General features: G+C 52.1%; 19 protein-coding genes. 14 read left to right on the forward strand and 5 right to left on the reverse strand.

Annotated elements, in window-relative coordinates:
- Positions 1 to 243: 243 nt before the first annotated feature.
- Positions 244 to 2,670, reverse strand: coding sequence for an outer membrane beta-barrel protein (locus D6024_RS03050; RefSeq protein ID WP_121352833.1), 2,427 nt, complete (start codon positions 2,668 to 2,670; stop codon positions 244 to 246).
- 139 nt (positions 2,671 to 2,809) lie between these two features.
- Here D6024_RS03050 and D6024_RS03055 point away from each other — a divergent pair, with 139 nt between their 5' ends.
- A complete protein-coding gene (locus tag D6024_RS03055; protein WP_121352835.1) occupies positions 2,810 to 3,025 on the forward strand; it encodes a hypothetical protein in 216 nt (71 codons plus the stop codon).
- Positions 3,026 to 3,037: 12 nt separating this feature from the next.
- Here the strand turns inward: D6024_RS03055 and D6024_RS03060 are convergent, their stop codons facing one another.
- The 3 genes from D6024_RS03060 to D6024_RS03070 all read right to left on the reverse strand — a co-directional run bounded on the left by D6024_RS03060 (position 3,038) and on the right by D6024_RS03070 (position 6,111).
- On the reverse strand, positions 3,038 to 5,116 hold the full coding sequence (locus D6024_RS03060; protein WP_121352837.1) for an alpha-ketoacid dehydrogenase subunit alpha/beta: 2,079 nt from the start codon (positions 5,114 to 5,116) through the stop codon (positions 3,038 to 3,040).
- 214 nt (positions 5,117 to 5,330) lie between these two features.
- The gene (locus D6024_RS03065) at positions 5,331 to 5,675 is read right to left on the reverse strand and encodes a phage holin family protein (RefSeq protein WP_121352839.1); all 345 of its coding nucleotides are present in this window, start codon (positions 5,673 to 5,675) and stop codon (positions 5,331 to 5,333) included.
- A gap of 88 nt (positions 5,676 to 5,763) precedes the next feature.
- Positions 5,764 to 6,111, reverse strand: coding sequence for a DUF6970 domain-containing protein (locus D6024_RS03070; protein WP_240409923.1), 348 nt, complete (start codon positions 6,109 to 6,111; stop codon positions 5,764 to 5,766).
- A 46-nt stretch (positions 6,112 to 6,157) separates the two neighbouring features.
- Between D6024_RS03070 and obgE the strand changes: the two genes are divergently transcribed.
- Together obgE and D6024_RS03080 are read left to right on the forward strand one after the other, a co-directional pair.
- On the forward strand, positions 6,158 to 7,165 hold the full coding sequence (gene obgE / locus D6024_RS03075) for a GTPase ObgE (protein WP_121352841.1): 1,008 nt from the start codon (positions 6,158 to 6,160) through the stop codon (positions 7,163 to 7,165).
- A gap of 12 nt (positions 7,166 to 7,177) precedes the next feature.
- Positions 7,178 to 7,471 (forward strand): hypothetical protein, encoded by a 294-nt coding sequence (locus D6024_RS03080; protein ID WP_121352843.1) that lies wholly within the window; start codon positions 7,178 to 7,180, stop codon positions 7,469 to 7,471.
- Between the two features lie 90 nt (positions 7,472 to 7,561).
- Here the strand turns inward: D6024_RS03080 and D6024_RS03085 are convergent, their stop codons facing one another.
- Positions 7,562 to 8,101: a DUF6252 family protein gene (locus D6024_RS03085; protein ID WP_162944500.1), complete on the reverse strand. Its 540-nt coding sequence runs from the start codon at positions 8,099 to 8,101 to the stop codon at positions 7,562 to 7,564.
- 99 nt (positions 8,102 to 8,200) lie between these two features.
- Here D6024_RS03085 and D6024_RS03090 point away from each other — a divergent pair, with 99 nt between their 5' ends.
- The 11 genes from D6024_RS03090 to D6024_RS03140 all read left to right on the forward strand — a co-directional run bounded on the left by D6024_RS03090 (position 8,201) and on the right by D6024_RS03140 (position 19,008).
- Positions 8,201 to 9,316 (forward strand): mandelate racemase/muconate lactonizing enzyme family protein, encoded by a 1,116-nt coding sequence (locus D6024_RS03090; protein WP_121353477.1) that lies wholly within the window; start codon positions 8,201 to 8,203, stop codon positions 9,314 to 9,316.
- Between the two features lie 750 nt (positions 9,317 to 10,066).
- Positions 10,067 to 11,194 (forward strand): glycosyltransferase family 4 protein, encoded by a 1,128-nt coding sequence (locus tag D6024_RS03095; RefSeq protein ID WP_162944501.1) that lies wholly within the window; start codon positions 10,067 to 10,069, stop codon positions 11,192 to 11,194.
- Between the two features lie 158 nt (positions 11,195 to 11,352).
- Positions 11,353 to 11,700 (forward strand): gliding motility protein GldC, encoded by a 348-nt coding sequence (gldC, locus tag D6024_RS03100; RefSeq protein WP_121352849.1) that lies wholly within the window; start codon positions 11,353 to 11,355, stop codon positions 11,698 to 11,700.
- Between the two features lie 73 nt (positions 11,701 to 11,773).
- Positions 11,774 to 12,226 carry a GatB/YqeY domain-containing protein gene (locus D6024_RS03105; protein ID WP_121352851.1) on the forward strand — a complete coding sequence of 151 codons (453 nt, stop codon included), beginning with the start codon at positions 11,774 to 11,776 and terminating at the stop codon, positions 12,224 to 12,226.
- Positions 12,227 to 12,288: 62 nt separating this feature from the next.
- Entirely contained in the window at positions 12,289 to 12,831 is a 543-nt protein-coding gene (locus D6024_RS03110; protein ID WP_121352853.1) for a CvpA family protein, read from the forward strand.
- Between the two features lie 180 nt (positions 12,832 to 13,011).
- Positions 13,012 to 13,788: an alpha/beta fold hydrolase gene (locus D6024_RS03115; protein ID WP_121352854.1), complete on the forward strand. Its 777-nt coding sequence runs from the start codon at positions 13,012 to 13,014 to the stop codon at positions 13,786 to 13,788.
- 32 nt (positions 13,789 to 13,820) lie between these two features.
- A complete protein-coding gene (locus D6024_RS03120; protein WP_121352856.1) occupies positions 13,821 to 14,477 on the forward strand; it encodes a CBS domain-containing protein in 657 nt (218 codons plus the stop codon).
- A 136-nt stretch (positions 14,478 to 14,613) separates the two neighbouring features.
- Positions 14,614 to 16,056, forward strand: a complete 1,443-nt coding sequence (locus D6024_RS03125) for a POTRA domain-containing protein (protein ID WP_121352858.1) — start codon at positions 14,614 to 14,616, stop codon at positions 16,054 to 16,056.
- Positions 16,057 to 16,168: 112 nt separating this feature from the next.
- Complete coding sequence (locus D6024_RS03130; protein ID WP_121352860.1) at positions 16,169 to 17,047, forward strand: NAD kinase; 879 nt, start codon at positions 16,169 to 16,171, stop codon at positions 17,045 to 17,047.
- 144 nt (positions 17,048 to 17,191) lie between these two features.
- Complete coding sequence (gene porG, locus D6024_RS03135; protein WP_121352862.1) at positions 17,192 to 18,034, forward strand: type IX secretion system protein PorG; 843 nt, start codon at positions 17,192 to 17,194, stop codon at positions 18,032 to 18,034.
- A 224-nt stretch (positions 18,035 to 18,258) separates the two neighbouring features.
- A complete protein-coding gene (locus tag D6024_RS03140) occupies positions 18,259 to 19,008 on the forward strand; it encodes an isoprenyl transferase (protein ID WP_121352864.1) in 750 nt (249 codons plus the stop codon).
- The last annotated feature ends 41 nt before the right edge of the window (positions 19,009 to 19,049 follow it).

Genomic DNA, 19,049 nt, shown 5'->3' on the forward strand with positions numbered 1-19,049 from the left:
TGAATCGTTCTTATACCAAACCGCTTGCCCATTGAAATCGTGTCATTCGATCACGGATGACGAATGATAGATGATAGTAGAGAAAAGAGTTGTGCCTTTCTCGGCAACCTGCTGTTTCCTCCTGGTGACGGTTGGATATTAAAGATAGGCATTGCCGCTACCGCGCCGGTGCTTTTGCCGAACAATCCGGGTTGACCTGTTGCCATCCGACAGGACTCGCAAAACACAAAAAGGTAATGCCCCTTAGCCATTGCCCACCCGCTGGATCTCTTCTCCTGCCGATCCCTGCGACCCTTTAGTGGTCTTGAAGATTTTGCCAAAACGGTAGTTGAAAGAAAGGGTCAGTACCCGTGTGTCGCGGGTAAGCTTGAAGGTTTCATTGGCCAGGTGAAACTGGGTCAGTCCCTTCATCCAGCCCGTGTACAGGAGATCCCGTGCCGCCAGCCGGAACGTGCCTTTGTTTTTGAATACCGCTTTGGACAAGCCAATCGACAACTGGCCGGACGGATCGAGCACTTCCTGGATGTCGGTCTGGCTACGCGAGGTATAAAAGCCCGACACCTCGCCTGCCCAGCCCTTGTTGAACCGCAGTTGGTTGTTGAGATTGAAACCGGCCTGCGTGATCAGCACACTGTATTCCCTGTCGATCAATCCTTCCAGCTTTTTCCGAAGCACATTGCCCTGTGCCGTCAGCGACCACCAGGCAGCCGGTGCCAGCTTCACCGAAACCGACGCTCCCCAGGTTTGCTGGCGCCGCAGGTTTCCTTCGGTGTAGATCACGATGCCGTTGCTGTTCACGGGAAACACCTGCGAGAAATAATCGTGTGCAACACTGTAGGTCAGGCTGGTGGTCAGCACCGATTTGTACTGGTGCGAAAACTCAAGGTTCCAGGTGTACTGTGGCCGGTAAAAGGGGTTGCCCTGCTGAAACGTGTATTTGTTAATGATAAACAGGAAGGGGTTGAGTTTTTGAAACGGCGGCCGGTCGATCCGGCGGCTGGCGCTGAGAGAAAAGGTGTGGACCGAATCCGGCGCAAAGCTGGCCGACGAAGAGGGAAACAGGCTGGCGTAGCTGCGGGAAAACGACGAATCCTTCACCATGGCGTTGCCCAGTTGCCGGGCATCGTAATGGGTGGCTTCGAAGCGAAGGCCGCCCTGCCAGCTCCATCTTTTGCCCTTGGTTTCGGCATTGGCGTAGAGGGCCTGTATGTTTTCGTTGTAGAGAAAATGATTGGTCTTGCCCAGGTCATCCTTCCAGGTAGCCCCGTCGAAGTACTGGTAGGCTACGAGGTTGTCGGTCCTGATCTGGGAGGTTTTGGCGCCGCCTCGAAGTATCCAGTTTTTCTGTTGTTGCGAATAATCGGTTTTGGCAGAAAGAATATGGATGGTCGACGGCATATCCGCCTTCGATGCTTCAGTGTAAGCCCACGGTAAAAGGCCGTCGTTTTCAAAAAACTGTTCGCCACCAATGCGGTAGCCAATCAGGTCCGCGTCGGCCGACCATTCGCTGCCGGCAGTGAAGACATGCCGGAAATTCAGGCTGACGCCGCCGTTCTTCCAGTCGTTGTGGGTGCGGCTGTGCGTAGCGATAAGAGAATCTGTGTGACCGGTGGCATCCAGCCACAGCGCCCTGTTGTTGCCAGTGCCCCTGCGCCAGAGCGACAGCCCGTTCAGCAAAAGTCCCACGGTCGTTTTGCGGCCGAGCGCCAGGTCGATGCCGGTGCGCAGGCTATGCGAAGACACGGTGCCCGCCAAATACCCAGGCTGCTCCAGCATGGAGGCAACCGAACCGTCGTTTTTGAAATAGGTTCGAAAGGCATCGAGGCGGGTAAAGCTTTGCGATTGGTTGAAGCCGTAATTCAAAAACAAATTGACGGCACCGGTGCGGTAATTCAACTGAAGGCTGTTGCTGGTTTTGGGGTAGTGCCCCTGGGCATAAGCGGCAGAAAGACTGCCGTTGAAGCCTTTCTGCGTGTTTTTTTTCAGTTTGAGGTTGATGATTCCCGCATTGCCGGCCGCATCAAACTGGGCGGAAGGCTGATCCATGATCTCCACCTGGCTGAGTTGGGAGGCATTCATCCCAGCGAGCAGGTTGGAAAGCTGGGCTGCATCCAGGTAGGTTTGTTTTCCGTCGATCAGGACCATCACACCGCTTTTGCCTTTCAGCAAAAGACGGCCGTCTTTGTCGATGGTGATGCCGGGTAGTTTTTCCAGTGCTTCCAGTACGCTGGTTCCTGCACTGCTGATCGCCGCATCCATGTTTACGACAGTCATCCCGGGTTTGACTTCGACAAATGCTTTGCGGGCCAGGACAGTAACGGAACGCAGCTTGTCGCCGGCTACCTGCAGCGCAATTGCCGGCAGGTCAATGTATTTGTCATCTATCAGCGCAAATCGTTGGGTCAGGTGGGTTTGATAGCCCAGGTGCGTAATCCGCACCAGGTAGTTGCCCGCCGGCAGGTTTCGGAAGGTAGTCGAACCTGCGTCGTCGGTAAGCTGCAATTTGCGGAGCGAGGAGTCTTTTGCCACCAGCAATTCGGCTGTGGCACCGGCCAGCGGTTCCTCCTGTTCGCCGGTGACAATAACGCTTATCCCGCTTTTATTCTGCGCCGAAAGCACTAGTCCCCACACACTGAACAGCACAAAAAAAAGGTATCGGCAAAACGTCATCGCGGCAAAATAACATAAAGAAACGTGCCGATGCGTGATTTTTGGCTAGGGACAGAATTTATCGGCGAACTGTGCAAGAGGTTGGTTGTAAAGGCATGACGGCGGGACGATAACCAATTTTTTTTGCCAATTTTAAACCATGAAATTCCTCAACGTTTACTGCGAGAACCGCAAAGCCGAAGTTTTTATCAGCCTCGATAAAATTGTACTGATCCAAAAAGAAGAGGAGGGCAGCCTGATTGAACTGGAAGGCGGCAAAAGCGAAGCCGTGAAAGTGCTCCTGTCTGCCGAAGACCTGGTGCGCAAGATCAACGGAGAGGACCGGATTGGAATCGGGTTTCGCACGGGCCGCTAAGCCTTTCCCGCCTCAAAACGCCAGGAGTTTTTGCACGGTTTCGTCCAGGCGGCTTTTGGCCAAAAAGGTTTTTTCCAGTTCCAGGTTAAACGGCACGGGTGTGTCCAGCGAAGCGCACCGCATGACTGGCGCATCGAGGTCGCGAAAACAGTTTTCACCAATCCAGGCAGCCAGCTCCCCGCCAATGCCACCCACCAACGTGTCTTCGTGCAGGAGCAAGATTTTTCCCGTTCGTTTTACCGCCGCGGCAACCGCTTCATAGTCGAGCGGAAGCAGGGTGCGCAGGTCCAGGATGTCGATGGAAATTTCGGGGTGGGCGGCCGCATAGTCCATGGCCCAGTGCACGCCGGCGCCGTAGGTAATAATGGAAAGATCTTCGCCGTTTTGCACCTGCCGCGCCTTGCCGATTTCCACTTCGTACATCCCTTCCGGAACGGGACCGCTGATGCTGCGGTACAGCGCCTTGTGCTCAAAGTATAGCACCGGGTTGGGATCGTTGATGGCGGCGATCAGCAGGCCTTTTGCATCATGCGGGGTGGAAGGATAGACGACTTTCAGCCCGGGTGTGTGCACAAACCAGGCTTCGTTGCTTTGGCTGTGAAAGGGTCCTGCACCCACACCGGCGCCGGTGGGCATGCGTATCACCACATCTGCGTTTTGCCCCCAGCGGTAGTGGATCTTTGCAAGATTGTTGACGATCTGGTTGAAGCCCACCGTTACAAAATCGGCAAACTGCATTTCCATCATGCTTTTGAATCCCTCAAGGGATAAGCCCAGCGCGGCGCCCACGATGGCACTTTCGCAAAGCGGCGTGTTGCGCACCCGTTTTTTGCCAAAAGCTTCCACGAACCCTTCGGTGATCTTGAACGCACCGCCATATTCGGCAATGTCCTGTCCCATCAACACCAGATTGGAATGCTGTTCCATCGATTGATAGAGTCCTTCCTTGATGGCATCGATGAACCGAATTGCCCCCCTAACAGCCTCCCCAAACCCCTCCAGGGAAGGGCTTTCCATCGCACTGGCCTCGCTTTTCAACGGGGTTGTGTAATTGTTTGTCTCTTGCGTACGCAAGGGCTGTGTGTTGGCCACTCCCCCCCTGGGGAGCGGGGGGACCGCATAAACATCTTTTAACTCGTCTTCCGCTTTTGCAACAAGTGGCGCACTGTCGAAACCAATGCGCAGTTCTTCTTCGATCCTTTGCTTCATTTGTTCCCGTGTGCGGGCAATTGCATCTTCCGTCAGCACGCCTTCTTTCAGCAGCCACTCTTCAAAGTTTTTAATGGGATCTTTCTCCTGCCAGGCATCAAACAATTCCTTCGGCACATACTTCGTTCCGCTGGCCTCTTCGTGGCCGCGCATGCGGAAGGTGAGACATTCAACGAGATAAGGCTTTTGGTTGCGGATGCAGTAATCCCGAATACCCTTCACCGTATCGTACACTTCCAGGATGTTGTTGCCGTCGATGACCACCGACTCCATGCCGTAACCCCGGCCCTTGTCGGCCAGGCTTTGGCAACGGTATTGTTCCTGCACCGGCGTACTCAGGCCATAGCCGTTGTTTTCGATGATGAAGATCACCGGCAGGTCCCACACAGCCGCTACATTGAGTGCTTCGTGAAAATCGCCTTCGCTGGTGCCGCCATCACCCGTAAAGGCCAGCGACACTTTGGGCTGTTCGTTTATTTTATACGCCAGCGCTACCCCATCGGCAATGGCCAGTTGCGGTCCCAGGTGCGAGATCATACCGCAGATGTGGTGCTCTTTCGAACCGAAATGAAAGCTTCGTTCGCGGCCTTTGGTGTAGCCGTCCTGTGCTCCCTGCCATTGCTTAAAGAGTTTGTGCAGCGGCATGTTGCGGGTTGTGAACACACCAAGATTGCGGTGCAGGGGCATGATCCATTCGTCGGGCTGCAGGGCCATTGTGGCCCCCACGGCGATGGCTTCCTGGCCGATGCCGCTGAACCATTTGGAAATGCGTCCCTGCCGCAGGAGAACCAGCATTTTTTCCTCGACCAGTCGCGGCCACACTAAATTTTGGTAAAGCAGAATCAACTCTTCGTCGCGAAGGTCGTGGCGGTGAAACGTCATAAGAAAGATTGTGGCAGCGAATGTAACGAGGCTTCTTTATTCTCTCTTCTTTTCGGCTGCCAGGGAAATACTTTATACGCAACCGTCCTCAAGACGGGTTGATTACCGGGTGAAACGGGAGACGAGAAACGGGAGACAGAAGGCCACTTTCCAAGAAAAATGACTTTCCCGTTTCGCGTTTGACGTTTGACGTCGCCTTAATACCCGTTGGGCATTAGTCTTTGTCTCTTACAAGGCTGTTGAGAATGGAGCTTACGAACGAAACGATCAGGCTAAAGAGCAAAGCCGACAACCAGCCCCGCACTTCAAAGCCATCGATCAGGGCATCGGTCAGTTTCACGATGATGATGTTGATGACCAGCAGGAAAAGGCCCAGCGTGAGGATGGTAATGGGAATGGTGAGGATGACGAGAATTGGTTTAACGATAGCGTTGAGGATGGCAAAGACCAGGGCCACGATCACCGCAGTGGATGCGGCGTTGATGCTGACACCCGGCAGGAGCCAGGCGGCAAAATAGGCGGCAACGGCAATGGCGAGTACTTTGATGATAAATCCCATGATGGTTTGAGGTTTTGGGTTTGGCGTTGTTTTATTTCATTTACTTCTTCCTTCCTTCATCATTCCTTGTTCTTCTGTTCGATATGCCCTACTTCCGTTCGTCTTTCCACACAAGCCGGATGAATTGCGCACTGTCTTTAAAGTTAGGACATTTACGGTCGCCCCTGCCGGTGAAACCGCCACTCGGCGCACAAAGGTAATTGCAGTTTTCATCCACCAGTTCGTTGTACTGGTCGCAGCAGTTGCTGCTGAAAAGAAAGGCCCGTTTACCATTGTAAACATATTCTTCCACCTGCGCCGGCGGGTTCCAGCGGGGTTGTTTTTTGATTTCTTCGATGCGGGCCTGGATGCAGGAAGGGGTGACGACAACGGCCTTGTCGCATTTTTGCTGGGTCATGTTCACCACGATGGCGGCGGTCAGTAAGTAATGTTTCATAGTTGCGGGATGCTCTCCGTTATCTTTGCAAAGCAAAAACAATACCTTGGAGAAAAGCAATTTTGTAGACCAGATACGGATTTACTGTCGCAGCGGCCATGGTGGCGCAGGGATCAAACACTTTCGCCGGGACAAGCTGACCGCCATGGGCGGCCCCGATGGCGGCGACGGTGGTCGCGGTGGCCATATCATTTTAAAAGGCAACCGGAACCTATGGACGCTGCTCCATTTGCGCTATTATAAAAACGTGCTCGCCGAAGACGGCGACAAAGGACGCGACAACAACCAAACGGGGAGAAACGGGAAAGACATTGTGCTGGAAGTACCGCTGGGCACCATTGCCCGCGACGAAGAAACCGGCGAGAAAGAAGCCGAAATCCTCCACGACGGCCAGGAGATCGTGTGGCTGCCCGGTGGCAAGGGCGGTTTGGGCAACACCAATTTTAAAACGGCTACCAACCAGGCGCCGGAACATGCACAGCCAGGGCTTCCCGGCGTGGAGGGCTGGCGGGTACTGGAGCTGAAAGTGCTGGCAGATGTGGGCCTCGTGGGTTTTCCCAATGCCGGCAAATCCACCCTCCTGTCGGTGATGACGGCTGCCAAACCAAAGATTGCCGATTATGCGTTTACCACCATCACACCCAACCTGGGCATGGTGGAATACCGCGACGGAAAAAGCTTTTGCATCGCCGACCTGCCGGGTATTATTGAAGGAGCAGCGGAAGGCAAAGGCCTGGGACATCGCTTCCTGCGCCACATCGAACGCAACTCCATTCTGCTTTTTCTCATTCCCGCCGACAGCAAAGACCACCGCAAAGAATTTGACGTGCTGGTGAGCGAACTGGAAGAATATAACCCGGAGCTTCTGCACAAGCAATTCATCATTGCCATTTCCAAAAGCGATATGCTGGACGGAGAACTGATGCAGGCCATCGAACAGGAGTTGCCCCAGGACATCCCCCATCTTTTCATTTCATCGGTTGCCAACAAAAACATCCAACAGCTCAAGGACCTGCTGTGGAAGACCCTGAATTCACCCATCAATCAAGCCTAAAGACTATCCTGTATGGAAGCCGTTTTTCGCATCTTCATGTACCTTTTTCCCTATGGCGCATCCATTGCCCTTTATATCTGGGTCTTCCGTAAAGCGCAGCGGGTGCCAAACAAGGTTGCTAAAGGCATTGCCCTTGCGCTGGTCGTTGCCGGCCTTGGCTACACGGCCTATCAAATTGCCACCACCGTCGGCGCCGTTATGACCGACGACCGCTTTCACTTCCAGATCATGATCATTACGATCGTCGTTCTTTTTTTTGCGTCCATTGCCATGGCGTTTGGCGAACCGGAGGACAAGAAAGAATAGGAAATGAGCCATCAGGCAATACACAAGAAGTGATTTGCAATCGGGAGGCGTTGGGGATGTTTCTTTCCATTGCCAGTTGGCTATTGGTCTTTACTGGATCTTTAGATCAAATCTTCCGTCGGTCACCGTAATGGGCGCACTGCCGTAACGGGCATTGCCGGTGAAGTGGAAGGTTCCGGCGATCACCCGGCTGGCCGTGTCGTACCGGGTGAGCACCACTTCGCCGGTCGCCTTTTCCGATGTGATCCATTCGTCCTCCACCTGGATCTTTCGCCTGACGTAATACGCATAGGCGGCGGATTGGTTAGGATACACGTCTGTTGCCTGGTCGAGCCGGTAGGTGCCCGGCCCCGTTACATTGCGCAGGTAAATTTCCATCTCGGTCTCAAGGGGTGTGCGGCTAAAGTTGCGGGCATTGATGAAAACCGAATTCTCCACGCCAAAGCGGGCTTCGAGGATCGGCGCTGTCGGCAGGATGCCCGCCTTCAGCGGGCCCCAGTTCTCCCCGTTTATTTTGGCGCCAAACGTGTTGGCACCGGTCTGGGTTTCGTCCGGCAGGTTGCTGATTTCTTTTTTACAGGCGGACAGACACAGAGCCGCCACAGCGGCAAGAAGAAAAAATTTTTTCACGAGAACGGCTTTTGTTTGCGTCTGCAGAAACTGTGCGCCTTTTGCGACGGGTGCCGGAGTTTGCAACGTTTTAACGTACTTGCAGAAAAAACCATCCGCATGCAGGGAACCGCTATTCGATCGATTGAGCTTTATAAATTGTTTGTTCCGCTAAAAGAACCCTTTGTGATTTCGCTGGGCCCGATCCACACGGTACAGAACGTGGTCGTCATCATCCGCACCGAAGACGGGTGTGCCGGCTACGGTGAATGCAGTCCCTACATGACCATCAACGGCGAAAGCGTGGATACCTGTTTTATCGTGGGGCAATATTTTGCCAAAGTGCTAAAAGACAAAAATGCCCTGGACATTGCAGGTTGCACAGAGGCCATGGACAAGACCATTTATGCAAACAACAGCATCAAAAGCGCTTTCGACATAGCCCTGCACGACATTGCCGCCCAGCATTCGGGTGTGCCGCTTTACCGGTTTTTAGGCGGCGACAAAAACAAGGTGCTCGAAACCGATATGACAGTCAGCATCGGGGAGCCGCAAAAGATGAAGGAAGATGCCAGGCGCTTTCAGGCCGAAGGGTTTCCGGCCATCAAAGTAAAACTGGGTGGAACCAAAGAAGACGATGTGGCCAGGATCAGGGCCATCCGGGAAGGCATCGGCAGCAACCATCCCCTGCGCATCGATGCCAACCAAGGATGGGGCACGGCAGATTATGCCATCGACGTCCTGCAGGCCCTGGCTGAATACGGCATTGAGCACTGCGAAGAACCCATTGCCCGTTACCGGTTCATGGAACTGCCCAGGGTATCGGCGGCTTCGCCCATTCCCATCATGGCCGATGAAAGCTGCGGCGACGATCACGATGCGGAGCGGCTGATTGCCTTAAAGGCCTGCCCGATGTTCAACATCAAGCTGGGTAAATCGGGTGGTTTTTTTAAAGGAAAAAAGATCGCCGACCTGGGTGCGGCAGCCGGCCTGCACATGCAGGTGGGTGGGTTTATGGAGTCGCGGCTGGGAATGACGGCGGCGGCCCACCTGGCACTTAGCAACGCTGCCATTCACCATTGCGACTTCGACACGCCGCTGATGTTCACCGAAGACCCGGTGATCGGCGGAATTTCGTACCTGGAAAACGGGGTCATAGATGTGCCGGAAACACCGGGCCTCGGAGCGGTTATCGATGAGAGTTATCTGCGCAATGCGGAGTGTTGGATTTTATAAAACCTCACCCGGCCCTCTCCTCAAGGAGAGGAAGCCACAACGCACAGCGCCAGCTTAAGCAAGTTGTTTTGATATGCTGCAGAATTCCATCCCTTCGGGGATGGAATTCTTTTTTGCCCAGCTGCGTTCCGAACGTTGAAGGGAGCGTCGCAACGGAAGCTTAATAGTTATTCTAGTGCTGGTGACAAAAAACATATCGCTCCTACGGAGCTTTATTCTCTCTATTGCTCTTTCTTTCTACTAACACGTTGCCCCGCCGGGGCAAAAGAGAAAGCTGTTGGCGAGGACGCCAACCAGCAGCAAAAAGCCTCCATCAAAATGACTGATGAAGGCTTTGAAGTATCGTGCAAAAGCAAGGGTCTGTGCAGATGCCACTCCCTCCTTTGGAGGGCGGGGAGGCTGAGGAAAAAAGAAAGGGGCCCCGAACCAAGGCCCCTTTTACAAGCCACCATCCTCTTCCACCTAAGAGGTCGTTTATACTAAGTTTGTAAGGTAAGGGTGAAGCGTTTGTCGCGTTCGTGTTGTAGTGAAACAAACATGATACCAATTCCATTTTCTGCTTTAAAGACGGCCTTGTCTCTTTTTTTTCCCAAAAAATTGTTGACGAAAGACAACACCTGTGATTTTGGTAACGAAATTTTTACCCACTTTCGTTCACAAACTCAACATTATCAGTCAACCACATCACTAACATCGGCGTCACTACCGGGCTTGCTGTTTCACCGGCGCACCCCTTTACCTTTGCGGCGCATGCGCATTGCCGTCAACACACGTTTTTTATTGCAGCAGCAACTGGAAGGGTTTGGCTATTTCACCCGCGAGGTGCTTTCCACCCTGACCCGGCAGCACCCGGAGCACGAATTTCATTTTTTCTTCGACCGCCCCTTTCCCGAGGAATTTCTGTTTTCCGGTAACGTCAAAGGCCATGTGCTTGCGCCGCCGGCCCGCCACCCGCTTCTGTGGAAGTACTGGTTCGACGTCAGCGTATCCCGGCGCTTGAAACAGCTCAAAGCCGATGTTTTTCTTTCTCCCGACGGCCAGTGTTCGCTGACAACATCGGTACCGCAATGCCTCGTGGTGCACGACCTGGGTTTTTTGCATTACCCGGAAGGCTATCAAAAAAGCCACCTGGCCTATTACAAACGCTACACGCCAAAATTCATCCGCAAGGCCGCCATCGTGGCGACTGTTTCGGCGTTTTCGAAAAACGATATCGTGCGCCAGTACAAAACACCGCCGGAGAAAATCGCGGTCGTGTACAACGGGGTGAAAGAGATTTTTGCTCCCACCGGCTTTGAAGAGAAGATGGCCGTAAAGGAATCTTATACCGGCGGAGCCGAATATTTTCTTTATGCCGGTGCCATCCAGCCGCGAAAAAACATTGTTAACCTGCTCAAGGCATTTTCCATTTTCAAGCGTCGCATGCACAGTTCTCTGAAACTGGTGCTGGCCGGGCGGCTGGCCTGGAAGAACGAGGACTTCCTCGCCCTGCTGAAAACCTACAAGTATAAAGACGATGTGGTGCTGACAGGCTACCTGGCGGAAAGCGAGCTGGCACAGCTGATGGCCGCGGCCTATGCTTTTGTGTACCCGTCGCATTTTGAAGGGTTTGGCGTGCCTGTGCTGGAGGCCATGAAGTGCGGTGTGCCGGTGCTGACCTCGAAGGGCTCGGCGATGGAGGAGATCAGCGAAGGGACGGCCCTTTTCTTCGACCCGGCCAATGTGGACGATATTGCTTACCAGCTCATGTTCGTTTACAAAAACGAAGGCGAGCGAAGTGCACTGGTGCAAAAAGGAAAGGAAGTTGCTGCCCCTTATACCTGGCAACGAACGGCCGACCGGCTATGGGCTTGTTTGCTGCAGGCAGCAGGAGGGTGATTGGCCCATGGTGAAATGGCTACGAGCTGTTTGGATGGACGAAAGGTTGCCGTGCACACAGTGTTAGCAGGACCAAATGAAAACTTTCTTCCATTCACACTCACCATTGACCATTCACCACCTCACCTTTTCCTATCTTCGCCGCCTAATTTATTCGCATGGCAAAATCGACAATCAAAATCGATGTGGAGCTGGATGAACAAAAGATTCCGGCCAGTATAGAATGGTCGGCAACCGACAGTACGATCGAAAGGCCGCAGCAAGCCAAGGCCTTTATGCTTTCGCTGTGGGATGGTGCTGACAAAGCTGCTCTTCGCATTGACCTGTGGACTCAAAAAATGATGGTGGATGAAATGGCTGATTTTTATTACCAGACCTTCATGACCATGGCGGACACCTTTCAGCGGGCCACCCGCATGACAGAGCTGACCGACGAAATGAAAGCGCATGCACAGGAATTCTACAAGAAATTCCAGGAACTGCAGATGCGGGAGAACAAAGCGTAAGAATTGATGAATGTTGAATGCTGAATTGGCATTTCGTTCATAATTTAAAATTTGCCATTTATAATTTCTTTATATGAGCCTTGAATTACAAGTGATGGCCGAAATGAAAGAGGCCATGAAAGCAAAAGACGAAGCCACCCTGCGCGGGTTGCGGGCCATCAAAGCCGAAATCATCAAAGCCAAAACCGAACCCGGTGCCGGCGGCGACGTATCGGCTGAAAAGGAAGTCAGCCTGCTGCAAAAAATGGTGAAACAACGCCGCGACTCACTCGACATCTATCAACAGCAGAACCGTGCCGACCTTGCACAAAAAGAAGAAGAAGAAATCCGGGTGATCGAAAAATTCCTGCCCAAACAATTGAGTCCGGAAGAACTCAAAGCTGCTCTGCAGCAGATCATTTCCGAAACCGGCGCCGCGTCGCCTGCCGACATGGGAAAGGTCATGGGTGTGGCTACGAAACAACTGGCCGGGAAAGCCGATGGCAAATCTATCTCAGCAGCGGTAAAGGAGCTGCTTTCCAAATAAGCGGTAGAAAGTTGGCAGTCAAATGATGCAACTGCCTACTGCTTACTGCCTACTTTACTCCTATGCTGATTGACATCATCGCCCTGATCTTACTGGTTGTGGCTGTATTCAAAGGATTGCGCAAAGGGCTGGTGGTTGCCCTTTTTTCGTTCGTGGCTTACCTCGTTGGTCTTGCCGCAGCACTGAAGCTGTCCACGCTGATGGCAGGATATATCGGTACCAATGTGGACGTGTCGCAACGCTGGCTGCCCTTCCTGGCTTTTTTCCTGGTGTTTGTCATTGTGGTGTTGCTGGTGCGGCTGGGGGCAAAAGCGATTGAAGGCGCCATGCGCCTGATGCTGCTTGGCTGGCTGAACCGGCTGGGTGGCGTGGTGCTGTATCTGCTGATTTATTTTTTCATTTTCAGCATCCTTCTTTTTTACGCGACGCAATTGCACTGGCTGAAGGAAAACACAATCCGCACGTCGGTGACGTACGGTTTTATCGAACCCTTTGCACCAAAGATCATGGATATCCTTGGCGCCATTCTTCCCTTCTTCCGGCATATGTTTGACGAACTGCTGGATTTTTTTGGAAAGGTCGGTGCCAAAAAGGCAAGCGCCTAGCCGGTAAGTCGACCGTGCTTGACACAGAAAAACACGGATTGACTTCGTGCATTCCGGCAGAATGGAGCCAACGGTTGTGCACAGCGGAAATCATGATTTTGAACACTTTCGCAACATGGCCCCTCACTTCGTGCTATTTGTAAAAAACAGTTACTTTAGCAACATTAGAACACAATATTCATGCAATACCAGGTAAAAGAACAAGGAAGGTTTAAGTTTATTGAAGAGGGTGAAGGCGAACCTCTCGTATTGCTGCACGGGCTTTTTGGTGCACTCAGCAACTTTAGAGATTTGGTGGAGCATTTCAGAAAGCAGTACAAAGTTGTGGTGCCCCTTTTGCCGCTGTTTGACCTGGACATCCTCCACACCACTGTTGGCGGCCTGGCCAAGTACGTTCATAAATTTTTGGAAACAAGAGATTATACCGGCGTTCATCTCCTGGGCAATTCGCTGGGCGGACACGTTGCCCTTGTGCATACGCTGAAGCACCCGGAACGAATCAAATCGCTCATTCTCACCGGCTCTTCGGGTTTATTCGAAAACGGTATGGGCGATACCTATCCCAAGCGCGGCGACTACGAATACATCCGGAAAAAAACAGAGATCACCTTTTATGACCCGGCCATGGCCACCAAAGAACTGGTGGACGAAGTGTTTGAAATTACCCGCAACCGGCTAAAAGTGATCAAGATCATTGCCCTTGCCAAAAGCGCCATCCGCAACAACCTGGGCGAGGAGTTGAAAAACATCCGGCAACCGACCTTGCTTGTCTGGGGCAACAACGACACCATTACCCCTCCTTTCGTGGCACGGGAATTTCACCGTCTGATCCCGGGCAGCGAACTGCATTTCATCGACCGGTGCGGCCATGCACCGATGATGGAACGGCCGGAAGAGTTCAACGTGATTTTGGAAAATTTTTTGAAAAAACTTGCTACCACTGCAACAGTTGCTTAGGTTAGCATGTCTTACCTAAAGACAACCGTTCTATGTTAACCCGTGATCTCATATCGAATGCCATTCCTTATCTCCACAAAGGCGATACTGTTTATCATGCGTTGCAACTGATGAACGATTACCACGTTGCTCACCTGCCGGTGGTGGAAGACGATCATTATCTTGGTATCATCAGCGAAGAACAATTGCTTCAGAACGACGAAGAAACCCAGCTTACCGACCTGGAAATCACCGACGGCACCACGTCCGTGCAGGCCAACGAGCATTTTTTGAAAGCCATTCAAACCGCTGTTGTCAACAAATTGAGCATTGTACCGGTGGTGGAAGAAAAACAGTTGCTGGGGATCGTTACCTACAACGACCTGCTGCGCTATGCATCGGAGTTCATGAGCCTTAACCAGCCCGGCGCTCTGATTGTGCTGGAAGTGGAAAACCACAACTACTCTTTTACCGAAATCAACCGCATTGTCGAGTCGGTTGGTGCACAAATTACCCAACTTAACACCTATACCGACGTGGAAAGCGGAACGACCCAGGTGACCATCCGCGTCAACAAAGTCGAGGTCTCGGACCTGGTAAGCACGTTTCAACGTTACGAGTACAACGTAAAATATTATTTTGGAGAAGAGTTGTACCAGAACGAGCTAAAGGCCAACTACGACAATCTGATGAATTATCTCAATATTTAACCGCCCTTGCAGAATTCCCGCTGCACGCCACGGATACCTGTATTTCCACCGGATTTTGCTTATCTTCCTGACTGCGAATCTGTGATTTTTAGAACGGTACGTTATTCGTATCATATTTGTTGGAGGAAAGCCACTGATGAAAATTTGCTTGCTTTTTGGGTTTTTGTGCGTGGCCTTTTTGTTTGGCGCCAAGCTAAGGGCGCAGGAGGCGTTGGCCAGCGACCACCTGATTTATTCTACCAGCCATCCCGAAGAAACAGTTCAGGCCAGCAGTGACGTGGCGTTTACCGTTCGCGAGGTATCCGTCAGCGGGAACAAGCGCACAAGACGGTCCACCGTGCTGCGGGAACTTCCCTTCCAGGCAGGCGAATCGTATCCCTTGCCCGAAATCATCAAAAAACTGGAACAGGCCAAACAGCAGTTGATGAATACATCGCTGTTTCGCAACGTGGTCGTCAGCCTGCGAAGCGTGAAAGACCTCGATGCCTATGTTACCGTGGATGTGGAAGAGAAGTGGTATTTCTATCCCCAGCCTTTCCTCCGCTTGGCCAACGGCACTTTTTCACAATGGAACGAAAGGGGCCGGAAACTGGAACATCTGAACTACGGCTTAAAGCTTACGCAATACAATTTCTCCGGACGCGGCGACAAGATGTACGTCAACCTGACCAACGGCTACACCAAAAAAGTAGACCTGCAGTACCGCGGTTTTTTTCTCGATAAAGAATTGAAGTGGTCGTCGAGCATCAACTTTACCTACGGCAAAAACCGCGAGCTGAATTATGCCACCGAAAACAACAAGCTTCTGCCGATCAAAACCCCCGATGGTTACCTCTACGAATTTTACGAAAGTTCCGTTGATGTCAGCTACAGGCCGGCCATCAAAACCCGTCACACATTTTCCATTGGCTACAAATACAACAGGATCGGCGATACGGTGCGCAAGCTCAATAGCTTTTACACGCCATCCAACAACACGTTCAACTATCCCTATATTACGTACAGGGTCTTATTCCAGGACCTCGATTTCAACCCCTATCCCACCAAGGGAAAAGAAGGCGAAGTGTCGCTCCACAAGGCCGGCTTTGGCGGCGATGTCAACCTCTGGCAGCTTTCGCTGAAGGGTTCCCGTTACTGGCCGCTGGGTACCCGGTATTTTTTCAGTCTCAATGCGGGCGGTGTTTTAAAGTTGCCTTTCCGCCAGCCGTATTTCACCCAGCACTTCCTGGGTTACGGGGATGCATATTTGCAGGGCTACGAAAACTACATTATCGACGGTGTGACCGGCGGCTATGCAAAGGCAACCATTTCCCGCAGTCTTTTGAAAACAGCCGTATCGCTGCCACAGAACAAGTGGTTCAAATCGCTGCGCAGCATCCCGGTGAAACTGTTTGTGAAATCATTTGTCAATACCGGCTACGCTTACAACGGAAACGAAACACCATACAATGGCTTAAACAACCGAATGCTCTACAGCGCCGGTGTGGGTGCGGACCTTGTGCTGTTCACCGACCTTGTTTTCAAGTTTGAATGGAGCTTTAACCAGTTAGGGCAAAACGGTCTATATTTACATCAATAGTTCACGAGTTCACAAGTTTACGGTTCACAAGTTGGAAGCCTTTAGTGGCAATTTCTTCCACAGGCGCCAGACTCGTGAATGTATAAACTCGTGAACGGGTAAACTGATTATCTTGAAAGTAGCGATCTACAGCCGGGTATTCGACGAGACACAAAAACGGGACATTCAGCTATTTTTTGATGAACTGGAGAAAGAAGGTATTCAGCCGGTGATCTTCCGCGAATACTATGAAAAAATTGCCAGCCACCTGACCCTTTCCGCAACGATCGAAACCTTTTCGCACCACGCAGAACTAACCAATGAAATTGATTTTTTGATCAGTCTTGGCGGCGACGGCACCCTGCTCGATACCGTTACGCTGGTGCGGGAAAAAACACTGCCGGTGGTGGGGATCAATTTTGGCCGCCTGGGTTTCCTGGCCTCCATCGGCCGCGAAGAAATGACGGAAGCCATCAAAGCCCTGGCCCGCCGCTCCTACATTATCGACAAGCGGTCGCTCATCCACCTGGACTCGAACATCCCACTTTTCAACGAAGTGCCCTATGCCCTGAATGAATTTGCCATCCACAAGCGGGACATAGCCCCCATGATCAAGATCCACACCTATCTCAATGGTGAATTGCTCAATACCTACTGGGCCGATGGCTTGATCCTGGCCACACCAACCGGTTCTTCCGGCTACTCGTTAAGCTGTGGTGGTCCGGTGGTGTTTCCCGAATCGCGGTCTTTCGTTCTGACCCCGATTGCGCCGCACAACCTGAACGTACGGCCGATCGTGATCCCGGACAACACCATCGTTTCCTTTGAAGTGGAAAGCCGCACCGATGAAATCATTTGCGCCCTGGACTCCCGGCGGGAATGGGTGGACAAAAACGTGCTGCTGGCCGTACGGAAAGAGAATTTCTCCATCAACCTGGTGCGCCTGAACGAAAATAATTTTCTGCAAACCCTGCGCAACAAACTTTCCTGGGGACTGGACAAGCGGAACTAGGGAACGGCAAATAAGAAACAGGAGCGCACCAAAGGTAAAGGCCCGCTTGTTTCACGTTTCACGTTTGCCGTTTCACCGCCACTGCATACCAAAGACCAAATTTTTTCGTTTGAGATTTATTGAAAATAAGATATTCGTGACGCGATGAAAAAATTTGTTACTGCTTTACTATTCTGTCTGCCACTGGCCGTTTTTGCGCAAAACAGCATTGTTCAGGAAGGCGAATTCGGCTTTGGCGTTGGTGCCGGTCATTATTTTGGCGACCTGAACACAAGGGCGAAGATCAACCGGCCCAAGTTGGCCGCCAGCCTTTTCTTCCGCAAAAACTTTGGCAACTACATCGCCCTTCGACTGGCCGGAAACTTTACGCAGTTGGGCTACTCGGATATCTACAATACGCAAAACGAATACATGCGCCGTCGCAACCTAAGCTTCAACTCCAAAGTATGGGAGCTGGGACTGCAGGGCGATTTTAATTTCTACCGCTTTTTGCCCGGCGAACCCGATTTTAGCTTTACGCCGTACATCACGTTTGGCGTCAGTGCTTTCAGTTACGACCCTTATGCCTTTTTGAAAGGGGATAAATATTATCTCCGCGAGCTTGGCACAGAAGGGCAGGGAAGTGCCCTTTATCCCGACCGCAAGCCATACAGCAGCATGGCGATGGCCATCCCGTTTGGCGTAGGTTTTAAATATGCCCTCAACGAACGCACAAACTTCGGGTTCGAGATCGTCCACCGCTTCACCAATACCGATTACCTGGATGATGTGAGCAAGACCTATGTCGACCCGGCCGTTTTTCCGCCCAATCCGGACGGAACGCCATCGGCGGGCTACCTGCTGCATGACCGTTCGTATGAAACCGGAACACCGATCGGTATAAAAGGACAGCAGCGCGGGAACAGCCAGAACAAAGACCAGTTTGCCACGGCAATCTTTTACCTGAGCTTCAACCTGCAATCGTATAAATGTCCGTCGGCTAACTAACCGCGGATGAGCAGGGTTTCAAATGGATGTAGCACGGCGTTTTTCCGTGCTTTCTTTTTATCGCAGATGACGCCATGTAGACGGCTCTCCCCCGACAGAAATCAGAATATCGCCATATCCAATATCCCAATATCATTTCCTCTCTGCAGTTTACCTTTGCCCTCTGTTCACCGGAACAACCAATGTGTGAACGCCTGAACTTGTGAACCCGTAAACATCATCGCATGGATCTTCTGCAACAAATCGATAAAAACCGCCTGCCCCGTCATATCGCCATCATCATGGATGGCAACGGCCGCTGGGCCAAAGAACAGGGACAGGACCGCCTGTTTGGCCATTACCAGGGTGTGGAAAGCGTACGCGATATTGTGGAAGGCTGTGCGGAACTGGGCATCGGCTACCTGACCCTCTATGCCTTCTCCACCGAGAATTGGGACCGGCCGCAGTACGAAGTAATCGGCCTGATGGAGCTGCTGGTGAAAACCATCCGCGGCGAAGTGGAAAGCCTCAATAAAAACAACATCCGCCTGCACGTGATCGGCGACATCAACATGCTGCCCGATTATGCACAGCGGGAGCTGGCCGAAGCTCTCCAGATCACCAAAGAAAACACCGGCCTGCAATTGATCATGGCCCTGAGCTACAGTGGACGCTGGGAATTGCTCAATGCCGTCAAAAGCATTGCCTACGAGGTAAAAAGCGGGCGACTGAACGTGGAGGAAATTGACCAGGACACACTGCAGAAGTATTTGACAACGTCGGAATTTCCCGACCCCGAGCTAATGATCCGCACCAGCGGCGAATACCGCATTTCGAATTTCCTTCTTTACCAGCTGGCCTATGCGGAACTGTACTTCACACAGGTGCGCTGGCCCGACTTTCGCAAACAAAATTTGTATGAAGCCCTTCTCGATTACCAGCATCGGGAAAGAAGATTTGGTAAAACAAGCGAGCAGGTAATCTCCGTGTCTTAAAAGGGAGACGTCGGAGGAAGAAACTTTTTTTCTAGCGAGTC

It is taken from the genome of Flavisolibacter nicotianae (assembly GCF_003628535.1).
GTDB classification, from domain to species: Bacteria; Bacteroidota; Bacteroidia; order Chitinophagales; family Chitinophagaceae; genus Flavisolibacter; species Flavisolibacter nicotianae.

Excerpts from the sequence above, each read along its gene's own strand:
- D6024_RS03050 (WP_121352833.1), bottom strand. The coding sequence starts at position 2,670 with ATGACGTTTTGCCGATACCTTTTTTTTGTGCTGTTCAGTGTGTGGGGA.
- D6024_RS03055 (WP_121352835.1), top strand. The coding sequence starts at position 2,810 with ATGAAATTCCTCAACGTTTACTGCGAGAACCGCAAAGCCGAAGTTTTT.
- D6024_RS03060 (WP_121352837.1), bottom strand. The coding sequence starts at position 5,116 with ATGACGTTTCACCGCCACGACCTTCGCGACGAAGAGTTGATTCTGCTT.
- D6024_RS03065 (WP_121352839.1), bottom strand. The coding sequence starts at position 5,675 with ATGGGATTTATCATCAAAGTACTCGCCATTGCCGTTGCCGCCTATTTT.
- D6024_RS03070 (WP_240409923.1), bottom strand. The coding sequence starts at position 6,111 with ATGAAACATTACTTACTGACCGCCGCCATCGTGGTGAACATGACCCAG.
- D6024_RS03080 (WP_121352843.1), top strand. The coding sequence starts at position 7,178 with ATGGAAGCCGTTTTTCGCATCTTCATGTACCTTTTTCCCTATGGCGCA.
- D6024_RS03090 (WP_121353477.1), top strand. The coding sequence starts at position 8,201 with ATGCAGGGAACCGCTATTCGATCGATTGAGCTTTATAAATTGTTTGTT.
- D6024_RS03095 (WP_162944501.1), top strand. The coding sequence starts at position 10,067 with ATGCGCATTGCCGTCAACACACGTTTTTTATTGCAGCAGCAACTGGAA.
- gldC (WP_121352849.1), top strand. The coding sequence starts at position 11,353 with ATGGCAAAATCGACAATCAAAATCGATGTGGAGCTGGATGAACAAAAG.
- D6024_RS03105 (WP_121352851.1), top strand. The coding sequence starts at position 11,774 with ATGAGCCTTGAATTACAAGTGATGGCCGAAATGAAAGAGGCCATGAAA.
- D6024_RS03110 (WP_121352853.1), top strand. The coding sequence starts at position 12,289 with ATGCTGATTGACATCATCGCCCTGATCTTACTGGTTGTGGCTGTATTC.
- D6024_RS03115 (WP_121352854.1), top strand. The coding sequence starts at position 13,012 with ATGCAATACCAGGTAAAAGAACAAGGAAGGTTTAAGTTTATTGAAGAG.
- D6024_RS03120 (WP_121352856.1), top strand. The coding sequence starts at position 13,821 with ATGTTAACCCGTGATCTCATATCGAATGCCATTCCTTATCTCCACAAA.
- D6024_RS03125 (WP_121352858.1), top strand. The coding sequence starts at position 14,614 with ATGAAAATTTGCTTGCTTTTTGGGTTTTTGTGCGTGGCCTTTTTGTTT.
- porG (WP_121352862.1), top strand. The coding sequence starts at position 17,192 with ATGAAAAAATTTGTTACTGCTTTACTATTCTGTCTGCCACTGGCCGTT.
- D6024_RS03140 (WP_121352864.1), top strand. The coding sequence starts at position 18,259 with ATGGATCTTCTGCAACAAATCGATAAAAACCGCCTGCCCCGTCATATC.